This is a genomic window from Comamonas sp., assembly GCF_036666375.1.
In the GTDB taxonomy this organism is placed as follows: Bacteria; Pseudomonadota; Gammaproteobacteria; order Burkholderiales; family Burkholderiaceae_C; genus Comamonas.
The window spans coordinates 1-15905 of record NZ_JAVWWA010000062.1 but is presented as its reverse complement, the minus strand read 5'-3'; the positions used below and the strand labels follow the sequence as shown (position 1 = coordinate 15905).

Below are 15905 nucleotides of genomic sequence, written 5' to 3'. Positions count from 1 at the left end.
GATTGCATCAACCCTGGCGCCCGTTTGAAGTCGCCAAGGCAGTATCTGCCTTTTTGCACATGCCGTGGTAACGAACTTCTACCACGCGTCGTCCAACGACCTCACCACAGCGGCCGGCGCTGCAGCATGGCCTGGAATTTCTCGTGCACCACGATGCCGCTGTTCAGGCGCATCCAGGGGCTGGTGATGCCGGGATCGACGCTGAAGATGCGCCCCGGCGCCACCGTGATCTGCTCGGCGGTCAGGTACTCCGACAGCGCCAGAGAATCCTCCAAGCCTTCGAAACGCACCCACATGTAGAGACTTTCGGCGGGTTCGCAGAAGAAGCGCGCGCCCGCATCGCCCAGCAACTGGCGCGACTGGCGCGTGGCCTGGGCCACATGCGATTTGAGCGCGCTGATGTGCTTGGCATAGGTGCGTTCGCGCAGGATGGTGTCGACCGTGCGCTCGGCGTACTCCGAGCTGTTTACATGCACGATGGATTTGAGATCGGCAAGCTCGGAGGCCATGTCGGCGCTGCAGGCCAGAAAGCCCACGCGCAGCGCGGCCGACAGCGACTTCGAAAACGAGCCTATGTAGATCGTGCGCTGCAGCTGGTCCAGCGCCGCCAGCCGCGTCTGCTCGTGCGGCTTGAGATCGGCCAGCGGGTCCATGTCGACCAGCAGCAGATTGTATTTTTCGGCCAGCGCCAGCAGCCGCCTGGCCTTGTCGGCGCTGATGTCCGAGCCCGTGGGATTGTGGCCCACGGACTGCACGAAGAACAGCCGCGGGCGCTTGCGAATCAGCACCTGTTCCAGCACCTCCAGATCCGGGCCGTCGGGCTGGCGCGGAATGCCCGCGATTTCCGCGCCATGCACCTTGAGCTTGGCGAACAGGAAGTAATAGCCGGGATCGTCGACCAGCACCGTCGCGCCCGGTGGAATCATGTAGCGCAGCACCAGGTCCATCGCCTGGTTGGCGCCATGGGTCATGAGGATCTGGCGCGGGTCGGTCTCTATGCCCAGATTGCCGAGCTTGCGCACCAGCTGCTGGCGCAGCGGCAGATAGCCGTAGCGGTTGCCGTAGCTGAACAGCGCGCCCAGGCCGCCGCGCGCGACCTTGTGGTGCACGCGGTCCAGGCGCGCGCCCGCGAGCCATTCGGGCGGCGGCATGCCGTCGGCCGCGCGTATCGCCTGGGGATCGTCCTTGAGCTGCTCGCGTATCAGCCAGACCCAGTCCTTGGCACGTCCCAGCGCGTGATCGTCCATGTCGGGCGGCTCGGCGATCTCCTTCACATAGAAGCCCGCGCCGCGCCGCGGCTCGACCAGGCCGCGCGCGACCAGCAGCTCGAACGCCGCGATCACGGTGTTCTTGCCATAGGCGCGCTCGCGCGTGATTTCGCGCAGCGAAGGCAGCTTCTCGCCGACCTTGTACGCGCCCTGGCGGATTTCCCGCTCCAGCGATTCGGCGAGGATCTTGAAACCGGCAAGTGGTGGGGGCATGGATCTGTTCTCAATAACTGTACCTGCTGCAAAGGGTACAGCAGGCCTACAGTAACGGGCAGTCCCGCTTTGCCGGGAATACCCTGACCCACCCTCACCCGCGCTCCAAGGATTTTCATGACCCGTGATTCCCGCCTGCCCAATATGCGTTCCCTGACTCCGCAGGAGCGCCTGCACCGCGTTGCCGAAGCCGCGGGCCTCGACGCGCAGGACCGTGCGCTGCTGGCCCAGGCCGGCGCCCTGCCGCTGGACGTGGCCGACGGCATGATAGAGAACGTCGTCGGCACCTTCGAGCTGCCGCTGGGCATTGCCAGCAACTTCCGCGTCAACGGCAAGGATGTGCTGGTTCCCATGGTTGTCGAGGAGCCTTCGGTGGTCGCCGCGGCCTCGTTCATGGCCAAGCTGGCGCGCGCCAGCGGCGGCTTCTTCACCTCGTCGACGGCGCCGCTGATGCGCGCCCAGATCCAGATCGTCGGCATGACCGACCCCTACGGCGTGCGCCAGATCGTGCTGGAAAACAAGGCCGAGATCATGGCCCGCGCGAACGCCAGGGACACGGTGCTGATAGGCATGGGCGGCGGCTGCAAGGACATCGAAGTCCATGTGTTCGACAGCACGCCGCGCGGCCCGATGGTGGTCGCCCACCTGATCGTCGATGTGCGCGATGCCATGGGCGCGAACACCGTCAACACCATGGCCGAGACGGTGTCGGCGTATATCGAGCAGATCACCTCGGCCACGGTGCGCCTGCGCATCCTGTCGAATCTTGCCGACCTGCGCCTGGCGCGCGCGCGCGTGACGCTGTCGCCCGAGACGCTGGCCACGGCCGAGTACACCGGCAGCGAAGTCATCGAAGGCGTGCTCGACGCCTACACGTTTGCCAAGATCGATCCCTACCGCGCGGCCACGCACAACAAGGGCATCATGAACGGCATAGACCCGGTGATCGTCGCCACCGGCAACGACTGGCGCGCGGTCGAGGCCGGCGCCCATGCCTACGCCGCGCAATCGGGCCGCTACACCTCGCTCACGCGCTGGGAAAAGAACGCCGACGGCCATCTGGTCGGCAGCATCGAGCTGCCCATGCCCGTGGGCCTGGTCGGCGGCGCCACCAAGACCCACCCGCTGGCGCGCTGGGCGCTGCGCGTGATGCAGGTGCAAAGCGCGCAGGAACTCGGCGAGATTGCCGCCGCCGTCGGCCTGGCGCAGAACCTGGGCGCGCTGCGCGCGCTGTCCACGGAAGGCATTCAGCGCGGCCATATGGCCCTGCATGCGCGCAACATTGCCTTGCTTGCGGGCGCGAGCGGCGCCGATATCCAGCGCATCGCGGCGCAGATGGCGCAGGAAAAGAATGTCAGCGTGGACCGGGCAAAGGCGTTGCTGGCGGGCATGTAAAACGCTGATGAACGGCTTGCCTGGCTTGTGGGCAGGCCGTTCATCCTGGGGCGTGGCCGGAGAGTGCTTCTAAACCGTTCGTGGTGAGCTTGTCGAACCATGAACGGCCCGTTCTCATGGCTTGAGCGCAGGCCGTTCGTCCTTTGACAAGCTCAGGATGAACGGGGACGGCTGAGACTGTGCCCAAACGGGAGCAGGAGCAATACGCTGGGCAACAAGCGCCGCCTCACCCCCTCTTCTTCATCCCCCGCAAATCCAGCATGCCCTCGGCCTCGCGCGGATCCGTGCCGCGCGCGAAGATCGCGTGCTTCTGGATCTTCTGCGTGCCCGTGGTGGGAATCTGCGGCGTGAACCAGATCCAGCCCGGCGCCTTGTAGTAGGCCATGGCGCGGTGGCAGTACTGGAAGATGTCCTGCGCCAGCGCCATCGGCTCGCCCATGTCGGGCAGGCCGGCCTTGAGCACGATGCAGGCCAGCACTTCCTCTTCGCGCACTTCATCGGCCACGGCCATCACGGCCGCCTGCTCGACCCAGGGATGGGTCAGCAGCATGGCCTCGACTTCGGCCGCGGCAATGTTCTCGCCCGAGCGCCGGATGATGTTCTTGCGCCGGTCGACGAAATGGAACATTCCGCCGGCATCGCGCACCACCATGTCGCCCGTGTGGAACCAGCCGCCGCGCCAGGCGCTTTCGGTGGCCGCGGGGTCGTCGAGGTATTCGCTGAAGAAGTCCTTGCGCGGCGTCTCGGCGCAGTGGCGTATGACCAGCTCGCCGGGCGTGCCGTCGGGCACTTCCCGGTCGAGATCGTCGACGGCGCGCGCCTGCACGCCTTCGACCGCGCAGCCAAAGGCCCGGGTGCCGACCTGGCGCGGCGCATGGCAGTCGACCATGGGGCGCACCATCTCGGTCATGCCCCAGAGCTCGAGCAGCGGAAAGCCAAAGCGTTCTTCAAAAGCCGCATGCAGCTGCGGCTCGACCCCTGCGCCAAAGCCAAAGCGCACGCAATGCGTCTGGTCGTCGTCGCGCGGCGGCTGCAACAGCAGCAACTGGATCACCACGCCCAGGTAATGGACGATGGTGGCGCGAGTCTGGCGCACTTCCTGCCACCAGCGCGAAGGCTGGAAGCGGTCGGTCTGCACCTGGCAGCCGCCGGTCAGCAGCATGCAGTAGAACGACAGGATGGAGGCGTTCACATGGAACAGCGGCAGCGGGTTGTACAGGCGTTCCGCACCTTCGCGGATGCTCGCCATGCCGCCACGCGTCGCATAGGCCTGGCCGGCCGCCACTTCGTAGTGGTGCGACAGCACGCAGCCCTTGGGCCGGCCCGTGGTGCCCGAAGTGTAGAGAATGCTGGCCGGCGTGTCGGGCCCGACTTCGCCGGCCTGCGCCGGCCGCAGGGCAGCCGGCAGGCCTTGCGCCCATTGCTGCAGCACCGACAGCACGGGCTGGTGGCGGCTTTCGCGCAGCGCGGCTTCGGCGGCAGCGACATGGCTTTCAAGCACCAGCAGCAGATCGAGCCGCGCATGGTCGATCAGATAGGCGAACTCGGCGGGCCGGTAGTCGGGATTCACGGGCACGCAGCACACGCCCAGCGCGTTCAGCGCGAGCTTGTGCAGCATGTGTTCGGGCCGGCTTTCGAGCAGCAGGCCCACGCGGTGGCCCAGGCCGTAGCCCGCCTCGCGGTAGTCGTGCATCAGCGCCCTGACCTGCGCGGCCGCGTCGGCATAGCTGATCTCGCAGCCCTCGGGGTGGTAGCTGCGCGCCGGGTTCACCGGCACGGCGATCAGGCTGTTGGCGGCGTACTTCTGCGCGGCCTGGAAGAAGACTTCGCCAATGGTGCTGGCCTCATGAATGGCAATCACATGCAGTCCTTGCGTTCAATGGCTGCCCAGATAGGCGGCGCGGATCTTGGGGTCGGCGCGCAGCGCCTTGCCGCTGCCCTGCATGGTGATGCAGCCGGTTTCCAGCACATAGGCGCGATCGGCCACGGCCAGCGCCTGGTTGGCCATCTGCTCGACCAGCAGGATGGTCACGTCCTTTTGCTGCAGGCCGCGGATGATGGCGAAGATCTCCTTGACGATCAGCGGAGCCAGGCCCAGCGACGGCTCGTCGAGCAGCAGCAGCTTGGGCTTGGCCATCAGCGCGCGCGCGATCGCCAGCATCTGCTGCTCGCCGCCAGACATGGTTCCAGCCATCTGGTCCTGGCGCTCGCGCAGCCGCGGAAACGCGGCGAACTGGGCCTCGATATCGGCATCGATCAGCGCGCGCCCCACCTTGCGATGGTAGGCGCCAAGGATCAGGTTGTCGCGCACGGTCTGGTCGGCAAACACCTGGCGGCCTTCGGGCGACTGCGCAATGCCCAGCGCCACGCGCTGGTGGCCGGGCAGGCGCGTGATGTCCTGGCCGTCAAACACGATGCTGCCGGCGCTGGCCGGCTCCAGGCCCGACAGCGCCTTCATCAGCGTGCTTTTTCCCGCGCCGTTGCCGCCTATCATGGTGACGATCTCGCCCGCATGCACTTCGAGGCTGATGCCGCGCAAGGCCTGCACCGCGCCGTAGTGCACCTGCAGGTCGGTGACTTTGAGCAAGGCTTTCTCAGACATGGCTCTCTCCCAGGCCCATGGGGGCCGCTTCTTCTTCTTCGTCATCCGTGCCCAGATAGGCCGCAATCACGCGCGGATTGCTCTGCACCGCCAGCGGCGCGCCCTCGGCGATCTTCTCGCCGTAGTCAAGCACGATCACATGGTCGGAAATCGCCATCACCAGATCCATATGGTGTTCGATCAGCAAGATGGTGATGCCCAGATCGCGGATGCTGCGTATCACTTCGACCAACTCACCCGTCTCCTGCGGATTGAGGCCCGCGGCCGGTTCGTCGAGCAGCAGCAGCGTGGGCCGCGTGGCCAGCGCGCGCGCGAGCTCCACGCGCCGCTGCAGGCCGTACGGCAAGCTGCCGGCGAGCGCGCGCGCATGCTCCTGCAGGCCCAGGAACTGCAGGATCTGCAGCGACTCGGCCGTGGCGCGGGCTTCATCGCGCGCCGCTGCCGGCAGGCCCAGCAGATACGACCAGAAGCCGGTGCGGATATGCTGGTGCAGACCGACCTTCACGTTGTCTATCACCGACATGTCGGCAAACAGCTTGAGGTTCTGGAACGTGCGGCCCAGGCCCATGTTGCAGATGCGATAGACCGGCTGGCCCACGGTGCTGCGGCCGCGAAACTCCATCGTGCCCTTGCTGGGCGGCACGATGCCCGACAGGATGTTGAGCAGCGTGGTCTTGCCCGCGCCGTTCGGGCCGATCAGCGAATGCACATGGCCCGACTGGATCTCGATGTCGAGGTTGTTGGTCGGCACCACGCCGCCATAGGCCTTGTACAGGCCTTGCGTGCGCAGCAGCACTTCACCGCCGGGCACGGCGTCGCCGGCCACCTGCAGACGCCAGGGAGCGATGGGCGCGCGCTCGGGGCCGGGCACGCGGCGGTCATACCAGCGCAGGCGGCGAAACAGCGAAGTCAGCGCGCCCGACAGGCCGTTGGGCATCGCATACAGCGCGAACAGCAGCAGCGCGCCATAGGTGAAATGCTGCACGCCCGGCCAGCGCGCAAGAAACGCGTCGAGCAGCGTCAGCACCACGGCGCCCAGCAGCGGACCGTAGACCGAACGCCCGCCAAACAGCACGATCAGCAGAAAGAACACCGACAGGTTGAAGGTGATGAAGTCGGAGTTGATGTACTGGTTCTGCTGGGTGATCAGCGCGCCGGCAAAGCCGCAGGTCACGGCGCTGATCACGAAGGCCAGCACCTTGTACTTGTAGACGCTCACGCCCACGCTTTCGGCGGCCACTTCGGCGGTGTTGACCGCCATGAACGCCCGGCCGTATTTGCCGCGCAGCAGAAAGCGCAGCATCAGGTGGGCGGCAATGCCCAGCGCCAGCACCACCCAGACCCATTGCCGCGCGTCCAGCGGCTCGCCGCCGAACGTCAGCGGCAGCACGCCGTAGATGCCCTGCTGGCCGGCAAACACGTCCTGCCACTCGGAAACCACTTTCTCGACGACCACGCCGAAGCCAATGGTCACCATCGCCAGCGCCGGGCCCTTGACGCGCAGCGCGGGCAAGGCGATCACCACGCCGAACAGGCCAGCCATCGCGCCGGCCGCGGCGAAAGCCAGCCAGGGATTCCAGCCGAGCTTGGCCGTGAACAGCGCCGCCGTATAGGCACCGACCGCAAACAGCCCCGCATGGCCCAGCGACTTCTGCCCGGCGTAGCCGACCAGCACGTTGAGGCCGGCGGCGGCAAGGTAATTCACGCCGATCAGGAACAGGACCTTGAGATAGAAACCGTTGTCGGTGACGAGCGGAATCAGCCCGACCAGGGCCGCGAACGCGACCACGCCCAAAAGATGCTTGTACTGGTTCATCAGACCTTCTCCACCACGCGCTGACCCAGCAGGCCTTCAGGCTTGAGCACCAGAACAAAAATGATCAGCAGGAAGATGCTGATTTCGCGCAGCTCCGCATGCCACAGGCCGACCATGGCCTCGATCAGACCGAGAAGAAAACCGCCCAGCATGCAGCCGCGCGGATTGCTCAGGCCACCGACGATGGCCGATGAAAACGCCTTGAGCGCCAGCGTCAGGCCCATGAACACCGAGGCGGTGGTGATGGGCGCGATCAGCAGCCCGGCAATGCCCGCCAGGCTGGCGCTGACGACAAACGCCAGCACCACGATGGCCGTCACATTGATGCCCATCAGCGTCGCCGCGGTGCTGCTTTGCGCCACGGCGCGCACCGCCTTGCCCAGGCGCGTCCTGCGCATCACGACGTCGAGGCACAGCATCAGCGCGATGCTCACGCACAGCACCAGGATTTCCTGCGGCAGCACGCCCGCGCCGCCTATGCGCAGCACTTCGCTGCCCAGCGGCGAAGGCATGACCATGGGCGACGGGCCCCAGATGGCTAGCGCGATGTTCTGGATGATGATGCCGAAGCCGATCGTGCTCATCACCCAGGCCAGTCCGGGCTGGCCGATGAACGGGCGGATCGCGGCGTAATACACCACCACGCCCAGCAGGCCCATGATCACCACGGTGGCGATCAGGCTCAGGCCGTAGCGCGCCAGCGTCACTTCGGCCTGCTGCAGCGTGCCCTTGAAGTCATGGCCGGCAAGCAGCAGCAGCGTCGAAACCGCGATGAAAGCGCCAGCGACAAGAAACTCGCCCTGGCCGAAATTGAAGGTTTTGGTGGTGTTGTGGGTGATGTTGAAACCCAGTGCCACCAGGGCATAGATGCTGCCCAATGCCAGGCCACTGAACATGGCCTGAAGAATACTGACTGCCATACGCGCAACTCCGATCGCTCGCCATACCAACGCAAGGTGCGGGCGGACTGCCTGAGCAGCCCGCCAGCAAACGCCATCACAAACGGGAATTACTTCTTGAAGTCAGCGGGCTGGAAGCCCTTGGTCACGGAGTCCTCGAACTTCACGACGGTGTCGCCCTTCCAGCGCGCCAGGTAGAAGTCATTGACGTTCAGGCCTTCATGCATGGTCTTGGTGAACGGCTTGTTGTAGGTCTTGATCACGCCTTCGACGCCCTGCAGGTTTTCCAGCGCCGCCGCCACCTTGGCGCCGTCGGTGCTGTTGGCCTGCTTCATCGCCGCGGCGATCAGCATCACCGAGTCATAGCTTTGCGCCGCGCAGGGGAAGGTGGTGAGCGTGGGGAAGTTCTTGCGCACGCGCTCGCCCAGGGCCTTGGTCTTGGCGTTCGTGTCTTCCGTGGTCGACGCCGCCATGATCAGGTGCTCGGACAGCTTGGCACCGGTCATCTTCGGGAACAGCGAGCTCAGGTTGCCCCAGGCACCCAGCGTGGTCGGCAGGTAGTTGATCTTCTCCATGCTGCGCAGCACCTGGGCCGTGCCGTCGGCCAGGCCGTAGACGATCACGGTGTCGGCACCCGCGGCCTTGATCTTCGACAGCTGCGAAGTGATGTCGGTGTCCTTGGGGCCGAACTTCTCCACGGCCACGGGCTTGACGCCATGCAGCTCGAGAATCGCGGTGGCGTCCTTGGTGCCGCCCTGGCCGTAGCCGGTCGAATCAGCCAGCACGGCAATCTTCTTGCCCGCCGAATGCTTGACCGCGTAGGCCGCCAGCAGCGCCGACTGCTCGCGGTCCACCATCGAGATGCGGAACAGGTAGTTCTGCGCATCGTTGGCGTAGCGCGTGGTGATCTCCGAGCCGGTGGCGATGGGCACCACGACGGGAATCTTCTTTTGCTGCGGCAGGTGCAGCCAGGCCAGCGCATTGCCCGAGTTGGCCGGGCCGACGACGGCCGAGACCTTCTCGTTGTCGATCAGCTCGGTCATGTTCTGGATGGACTTGGGCGGCGTGCCCAGGTCGTCGCGGATCACGCCCACGACCTTGCGGCCCATGATGCCGCCGGCCTTGTTGATGTCCTCGATCGCGGCCTCGAAGCCCCAGCGCCCCGAGATCCCCAGCTCGGCGACACCGCTGCCCGACATGTCGGCGTTGTAGCCGATCTTGATGTCCTGCGCGTAGGCCGTGCCCGATACGACGGCGGCGGCAATTGCCGTTTTGGCAAATCCTTTGAACCAGTTCATGCTTGTCTCCTTTGACGGCTTTTGTGAGGTCACTTATCAAAGCGTCTTGGCCTTGGGTTTGTGACCCATTTGGTGTCTGGTCAATATAGACAAACTGTATCCATACCGACAGGTACAGTTGCGCGGTACAGCAAGCAGTACGCGCCTGCCTGTCGCACGACGCATGCCGGTACCGGCGGCCAGAGATACCACTGGCATCGCGGCATCCGCGGGCGTAAGCTGGAGTGCCGGTCAAGCGGATGCGCGCCCTGCGGCGCACGACGCCAGCGACCGCGTGAAAGGACTTGCCATGCTGTCCCAATCCGCTGTTACCACCATGCTTCCGGTCATTGACATGGAACGCGCCCGACACTTCTACGAAGACTGCCTGGGCCTTGCGCCCGGCGGCCTGCGGCCGGACGGCAAGTTCGTCTACCAGGTCGGCGGCAGCACGCTTGCGCTGTTTCCCAAGCCCGAAGGCACCAAGGCCGATCACACCGCCATCAGCTTTCGCGTCGCCGACATCGCCGCAGGCATCGCGCAGCTCAAAAGTGCGGGCGTGACCTTCGAGGACTACGACTTTCCCGGGCTCAAGACCGTCAACCATGTCTGCGTGCTGGGCGCGGAAAAGGCCGCCTGGTTCAAGGACACCGAGGGCAACTACCTGTGCCTGCACGAGGATCTGCCCGAGGGCTAGCGCGCGCCGGTCAGGCCCTCGAGCAGCCGGTCAAGCGCCTGCTGGTAGTGCGCGAGCAGCGGCTCGAACTGCGCGGGCTGGGCCTGGCTTGCGGCCAGCGCCAGACCGCTGCCGTGCGCATGGTCGACAAGAATGTCGCGCCACGCCAGCGGCTGCGCGGTGATGCACGCCAGCAAGCTGTCCAGCCGCTCGGTGATCGCGCGCGTCACGCCGGCAAAAGCCTGGGGCGTGGCAAAGATCGCCAGCGTCAGCTGCGGATAGCGGGCCACGGCCCGGTGGTAGCGGGTCAGCAGCGCCCGGATCTGCGCGCCTTCCTCGGCCAGCCCCTGCGGCGCTTCGAGCACCCGGGCATAGACCTGGTCGGCCAGCGCGCGCAGCAGCCCGGCCTGGTCGCCCACATGGCGGTAAAGACTCATGGGCGTGACGCCCAGCCTGGTGGCCAGCGCGCGCATGCTCAAGCCCTGGCCCGCGTTCTCGTCAAGCAGGCACAGCGCTGCAGCCAGTATTTCATCGCGTGCCATCTCCTGACCCTGGGCCGGACGCCCGCGCGCCCGGCTCATGGCGCGCGCCGGTAGCTCGACTGCACCAGGCCCGAGGCAAAGCTGCGGCTCGAGACCAGCGTCCAATCCACGTCGGCCGACAGCGCGCCAAACAAGCGCCTTCCCGCCCCCAGCAGCACGGGCACCGTGGTGATCACCATGTCGGCAATCAGTCCCGCGCGCAGGAACGACTGCACCAACTGCCCGCCGTCCACATAGACGCGGCCCACGTTCTGCGCGGCCAGGGCTTGCATCAACTCGCCGGGCGCGCTGGCGCTGAACCGAACCTTACCCTGCAGGGCCTCGGGCACCGCCGTGTCGGCCAGCTGTTTCGACAGCACCAACACGGGCCGGTCATAGGCCCAGGGGCCCAGACTCAGCACCTTTTCATACGTGCCGCGGCCCATCACGATCAGGTCCTTGTCGGCAATGAACTGCGCGTAGCCATGGTCCTCGTCGGGCGCATCGCGCTGCAGCAGCCAGTCGATGTCGCCGTCGGGCCGGGCAATGAAGCCGTCAAGGCTGGTGGCAATGAAAACATGGGCCGTGACCATGGAACTTCCAATAAACATACGGCGTATATTATTGCGCGAAATGGTTTGCTGAGTCAGCTGATGGCTTTGGTACAGTGACTCCACCCTGGCGCTGGCGCCAGCCCGCGCCCACCGCGTTCCGCCTGAAATCAATCCGCCGCCCCATGATCCTGCCCACGCCCGCCGCATCCTTCCCATCATGGCGACGCCGCGCCGCGCAGGCGGTGATGGTGCTGGCGGCAGCGCTGTGCGGGCTCAACGCCGTCATCATTGCCGGCAACGGAGTGCTGGTGGCCACGCAAACCCAGGCCATTGCCGTCAGCGTGGCGGTGGCGCTTGTCTATGCGCTGATTGGCTGGCTGCAATTCAAGATGCAGCAGCACCTGTTCAGGCTCTGGGAGCTGCCCGCGTCCGAAGACGCGCGGCAGCACGCAGCCCTGCGCGGGCTGACGTTTTTCAGCGCGCTGTTTTCGGCCGGCATCGTGCTGGTCATGCTGCTGTCGCTGTCCGCGGTCTCGAGCCGCATGCGCGAAGGCTATGCGATCTTCGGCTGAAGCCTGCCGCCCGGCGGCGCCCGGCGCGCGCTAGGCGATCTGGCCGATGCGCACCACCGCGCGGGCAATCAGCGCCAGCACTGCGGCTTCGGCGCCCTGCGGATCGCGCCCTTCTATGGAGTGCAGCAAGGAGCGGTGCAATTCCAGCGCCTGGGCGTCGGGGCCCCAGGCGTCGCTGGACGCCTGAAAACTGGTTTTCCAGACCGCCGACAGCGCGGTCTCCAGCTGCTGGATGAACTGGTTGTCGCAGGAGCGCACCACGGCGCCGTGAAAGCGCAGGTCGGCCTCGATGTAGCTGGCCTGGGTCTGGGCCTTTGCCATGGCCTCGAAGGCTTCGCGGATCTCGGCCACCTGCGGCGGCAAGGCCCTGGCCGCGGCCAGGCGCGCGGCCAGCGGCTCTATGGTCTGGCGCAGCTCCATCAGATCGGCAATCAGCTTCTTGTCGGGCGGCGCCTCGCTTTGCCAGCCCAGCACGGCGGGGTCAAACAGATTCCACTCGGCGCGCGGCAGCACATGGGTGCCGGTACGCGGACGTATCGAGACCAGGCCCTTGGCGGCAAGACTCTTCATCGCCTCGCGGATGATCAGCCGGCTCGCGCCATAGGTTTCGGCCAGCTGCGGCTCGGTCGGCAGCTGCTCGCCTTCGGCATAGCGCCCGGCCACGATGCTCGCGCCCACGGCATCAACGATTTGGTGGTGAAAGTTGCGCAAACGAGGTGGGGACATAGGCTGCAAGCATAACCGCTGGCCCTCCCCGAATCCGCCTTGACGTCAATCATATGATGATTGTATTATTCGCAGCGACGCGGCACCGCGTTCCATAATTCATCCAAAAAGCTGGAGACAAATCATGAAAAAGAGCCTTGTGACCATTGCGCTTGCCTTTGGCGCGACCCTGGTCCTCCACCCCGCAGCACATGCCCAGGACTTCCCTTCCAAGCCGATACGCATGATCGTTCCGGTGCCGCCGGGCGGCTCGGGCGATCTGGTCTCGCGCCTCACGGCCAACGCCGCCGCCAAGGAACTGGGCCAGGCCATCGTGGTCGAGAACCGCCCGGGCGCGACCGGCAACATCGGCACGGCCGCGGCGGTCAAGGCCCCGGCCGACGGCTACACCATCTTCCTGTGCAGCATAGGCAACTGCTCGGTCAATTCCAGCCTCTACGCCAACCCCGGCTTCGACCTGTTCAAGGACATCGCTCCCGTGGTGCTGCTGGGCTCGTCGATCAACGTGCTCACGGCCAGCCCCAAGTCCGAAATCAACAGTGTCGAAGACCTGGTGGCCAAGGCCAAGCGCGGCCAGCTCACCTATGCCTCGTCGGGCGTGGGCGCGTCCAACCACCTCGCGGGCGAGATGTTCAAGAAGATGGCCGGCGTCGACCTGCTGCATGTGCCCTACAAGGGTTCGGGCCCGGCGATCACCGATCTGCTGGGCGGGCAGATCGACGTGTTCTTCGACAACGAGCCGTCGATCGCGCCCTTCGTCAAGACCGGCAAGGTCAAGGGCCTGGCGGTCACGGGCAAGGGCCGTTCGAGCAACCTGCCCGAGCTGCGCTCGATGGAAGAGATCGGCTACAAGAACTTCATCATCGAGCCCTGGTTTGCGATTGGCGCGCCGGCCGGCACGCCCGCGGCCGTGATCCAGAAGCTCAACGCCGCGTTCAACAAGGGCCTGCAGGACCCGACGGTGCGCAAGACCATGAGCGACGCCGGCATCAATCCCCTGGGCGGAGCGCCTGCCGTGCTGGGCAAGCACATCCGCGCCGAACACGACAAGTGGGCCGACCTGATCCGCTCGCAAAAGATTTCCGCGGAGTAAACAAGAATGCGCATTACAGCGATTGAAACCACACGCCTGAAGACCCAGCCCAACCTGCTGTGGGTAGAGATTGAAACCGACGCCGGCATTGTCGGCCTGGGGGAAACCTTCCGCGGCGCCGAAGCCGTGGAAACCTATATCCACTCGATGGCCGCGCCGCTGATCCTGGGCCAGAGCGCGCTGGACATCGAACGCCTGCACAAGATCCTGCTGCGCGGCTACCTGGGCTTCAACGGCAGCGGCGTGGAAACGCGCGCCGCCTCGGCCATAGACATCGCGCTGTGGGACATCCTGGGCCAGGTCACGGGCCAGCCCATTTACCAGCTGCTGGGCGGCGCCTGCCATGACCGCATGCGCGCCTACAACACCTGCGCGGGCGTCGACTACAACAGCAAGAGCATCCAGCGCCGGCTGGTGCAGCCCGGCGACGCCAAGGTGCGCCACCGCTATGACGACCAGATCGCGTTCATTGAAAGCCCGGGCGAACTCGCGCAAAGCCTGGTTGAAGAAGGCTTCAGCGCCATGAAGATCTGGCCGTTCGATGCCGCGGCCACCGAATCGGACGGGCAATATGTGAGCGCCAAGGCCATGCGCCAGGGCCTGGAAGTGTTCGAGAAGATCCGCCTGGCCGTGGGCGACAAAATTGAAGTGATGTGCGAGTTCCATTCGATGTGGAACGTGACATCGGCGCTGGCCATCGCGCGCGAACTCAAGCAGTACCGGCCGTTCTGGGCCGAGGACCCGATCAAGATGGACAGCCCGGGCGCGCTTGCCGACTACCGCCGCCTGGGCCAGATTCCGGTCTGCGGCAGCGAGACGCTGGCCGCGCAGGGAGCGTTTCGCGACCACCTCGCGGCGCATGCGCTGGACTACGTCATGCTCGATCTCTCGTGGTGCGGGGGCATCACCGAGGCGCGCAAGATCGCCAGCCTGGCCGACGCCTACCAGAAGCCCATTGCACCGCATGACTGCACCGGCCCGGTCGTGCTGATGGCTTCGCTGCACCTGGGGCTGGCCTCGCCCAACGCCATTTTCCAGGAAGTGGTGCGCGCGTTTCTCAGCACCTTCTACAAGGACCTGGTGACCGAGCTGCCGGTGCTGGAAAACGGCTACCTGCTGCGCCCCGACAAGCCCGGCCTGGGCACCGCGCTGGCGCCCGGCGTCAAGCGCGACCCCGCGGCCTCCACTCGCCGCAGCACCGCGGCGTAACACCAAGCCCCCTACTCCGGGCCGGCGCCCGCCGGCCCTTTCCCGCTACGCCCCTGCACAAAGCCGCAATGACGGCTGGGCGCAGCCATGCCCGCTTTCAACCAGGAGACAAGAAAATGAGCCACAGGATGCACCGACATATCGCGCTGGGCGCGCTGCTTGCCTGCAGCGCCAGCGCCTTCGCGCAGTCCGGCGTGACCGTCTACGGCCGCGCCGATGCCGCCGTGTACCACCAGTCGCGCTCCAACCCGGGCGCCAACCAATGGTCGCTGTCCTCGGACACCAGCTACTTCGGCCTGCGCGGCAACGAGGACCTGGGCGCAGGCCTGAGCGCCACGTTCAAGCTCGAGAGCCAGCTTGATCTGTCCAGCGGCGCGAGCAGCGCGGCCTTCTTCAACCGCGAAGCCTATGTGGGCCTGTCCGACCGCCGCCTGGGCACGCTGCAGCTGGGCTCGATGTGGGGCCCGTCGGTCTGGATTTCAGGCAAGGCCGATGCGTTTGGCCGCGCGCAACTGGGCGCGGTGCAGACGCTGCTGCAGGGCGCGAACAACCGCGGCAACACCTTCAAGTTCGACAACGCCGTGCAGTACATCACCCCCAAGTTCGGCAATGTGTTTGGCCGCGCCTACGTGCAGGCCGCCGAAGGCGCGGCCACGGGCCGCAACTACGCGCTGGCGCTGGACTACAGCAGCGGCCCGGCTTTTCTGGGCCTGGCCTTCGACAGCGCGCAGATCGCCGGCCCGACCGTGGGCCTGGCCGCGCCCGCGGTGCGCGCCAAGACACTGGGCATAGGCGGCGCCTACAACTTCGGCGTGGCGCGACTCCATGGCTACTACCAGCGCAACCAGATTGCGGGCCTGGCAGATGCCAACTCGGCCAACGTCAGCGCGGCGATTCCCGTGGGCTCGGGCGAGTTCCGGCTGGCGCTGGGCAAATGGTCGCGTCCCGGCGATGCCGATGCCAGGCGCGTGGCGCTGGGCTATGCGCATTTCCTGTCCAAGCGTACCCAGGTCTACGCCAACCTGGCGCAGCTCAAGAACGGCAGCCGCTCCACCAGCATGCTGTTTCCCATCAGCCAGGACTC

At 66.0% G+C, this 15905-nt stretch carries 15 protein-coding genes; 6 read left to right on the top strand and 9 right to left on the bottom strand.

The annotated features are described in order from the left end of the window. Positions 1 to 101 precede the first annotated feature (101 nt). A complete protein-coding gene (locus RR928_RS15300; RefSeq protein ID WP_332538789.1) occupies positions 102 to 1481 on the bottom strand; it encodes an aminotransferase-like domain-containing protein in 1380 nt (459 codons plus the stop codon). A 117-nt stretch (positions 1482 to 1598) separates the two neighbouring features. Here RR928_RS15300 and RR928_RS15295 point away from each other — a divergent pair, with 117 nt between their 5' ends. Then, on the top strand, positions 1599 to 2876 hold the full coding sequence (locus tag RR928_RS15295; protein WP_332548029.1) for a hydroxymethylglutaryl-CoA reductase, degradative: 1278 nt from the start codon (positions 1599 to 1601) through the stop codon (positions 2874 to 2876). 226 nt (positions 2877 to 3102) lie between these two features. Here RR928_RS15295 and RR928_RS15290 read toward each other — a convergent pair whose 3' ends face one another. From RR928_RS15290 to RR928_RS15270, 5 genes are all read right to left on the bottom strand, one after another. Further along, entirely contained in the window at positions 3103 to 4737 is a 1635-nt protein-coding gene (locus RR928_RS15290; RefSeq protein WP_332683174.1) for an AMP-binding protein, read from the bottom strand. Between the two features lie 15 nt (positions 4738 to 4752). Further along, positions 4753 to 5478 carry an ABC transporter ATP-binding protein gene (locus RR928_RS15285; RefSeq protein WP_332538786.1) on the bottom strand — a complete coding sequence of 242 codons (726 nt, stop codon included), beginning with the start codon at positions 5476 to 5478 and terminating at the stop codon, positions 4753 to 4755. Next, a complete protein-coding gene (locus RR928_RS15280; RefSeq protein WP_332683172.1) occupies positions 5471 to 7294 on the bottom strand; it encodes a branched-chain amino acid ABC transporter ATP-binding protein/permease in 1824 nt (607 codons plus the stop codon). Before RR928_RS15280 ends, RR928_RS15285 begins: the two co-directional genes overlap by 8 nt. After that, complete coding sequence (locus RR928_RS15275) at positions 7294 to 8214, bottom strand: branched-chain amino acid ABC transporter permease (RefSeq protein ID WP_332538784.1); 921 nt, start codon at positions 8212 to 8214, stop codon at positions 7294 to 7296. The genes RR928_RS15280 and RR928_RS15275 overlap by 1 nt, the downstream gene beginning before the upstream one ends. Positions 8215 to 8303: 89 nt before the next feature. Continuing rightward, positions 8304 to 9491: an ABC transporter substrate-binding protein gene (locus RR928_RS15270; RefSeq protein ID WP_332538782.1), complete on the bottom strand. Its 1188-nt coding sequence runs from the start codon at positions 9489 to 9491 to the stop codon at positions 8304 to 8306. 289 nt (positions 9492 to 9780) lie between these two features. Between RR928_RS15270 and RR928_RS15265 the strand changes: the two genes are divergently transcribed. After that, positions 9781 to 10167 (top strand): VOC family protein, encoded by a 387-nt coding sequence (locus RR928_RS15265; protein ID WP_332538781.1) that lies wholly within the window; start codon positions 9781 to 9783, stop codon positions 10165 to 10167. On the opposite strand, the gene RR928_RS15260 is transcribed toward RR928_RS15265, so the two are convergent. After that, positions 10164 to 10688: a TetR/AcrR family transcriptional regulator gene (locus tag RR928_RS15260; RefSeq protein WP_332683169.1), complete on the bottom strand. Its 525-nt coding sequence runs from the start codon at positions 10686 to 10688 to the stop codon at positions 10164 to 10166. The genes RR928_RS15265 and RR928_RS15260 overlap by 4 nt on opposite strands. Before the next feature lie 35 nt (positions 10689 to 10723). Next, entirely contained in the window at positions 10724 to 11260 is a 537-nt protein-coding gene (locus RR928_RS15255; RefSeq protein ID WP_332538778.1) for a dihydrofolate reductase family protein, read from the bottom strand. Between the two features lie 143 nt (positions 11261 to 11403). Here RR928_RS15255 and RR928_RS15250 point away from each other — a divergent pair, with 143 nt between their 5' ends. Then, entirely contained in the window at positions 11404 to 11793 is a 390-nt protein-coding gene (locus RR928_RS15250) for a hypothetical protein (RefSeq protein WP_332548033.1), read from the top strand. Positions 11794 to 11823: 30 nt separating this feature from the next. Here the strand turns inward: RR928_RS15250 and RR928_RS15245 are convergent, their stop codons facing one another. Further along, on the bottom strand, positions 11824 to 12519 hold the full coding sequence (locus RR928_RS15245; protein ID WP_332538776.1) for a FadR/GntR family transcriptional regulator: 696 nt from the start codon (positions 12517 to 12519) through the stop codon (positions 11824 to 11826). 124 nt (positions 12520 to 12643) lie between these two features. On the opposite strand from RR928_RS15245, the gene RR928_RS15240 reads away from it, so the two are divergent. The 3 genes from RR928_RS15240 to RR928_RS15230 all read left to right on the top strand — a co-directional run. Further along, the gene (locus RR928_RS15240) at positions 12644 to 13612 is read left to right on the top strand and encodes a Bug family tripartite tricarboxylate transporter substrate binding protein (RefSeq protein ID WP_332683166.1); all 969 of its coding nucleotides are present in this window, start codon (positions 12644 to 12646) and stop codon (positions 13610 to 13612) included. A gap of 6 nt (positions 13613 to 13618) precedes the next feature. Next, a complete protein-coding gene (locus tag RR928_RS15235) occupies positions 13619 to 14821 on the top strand; it encodes a mandelate racemase/muconate lactonizing enzyme family protein (protein ID WP_332538774.1) in 1203 nt (400 codons plus the stop codon). Between the two features lie 116 nt (positions 14822 to 14937). After that, positions 14938 to 15905: porin (locus RR928_RS15230; protein WP_332683164.1), on the top strand; the 968-nt coding region annotated here is incomplete at its 3' end.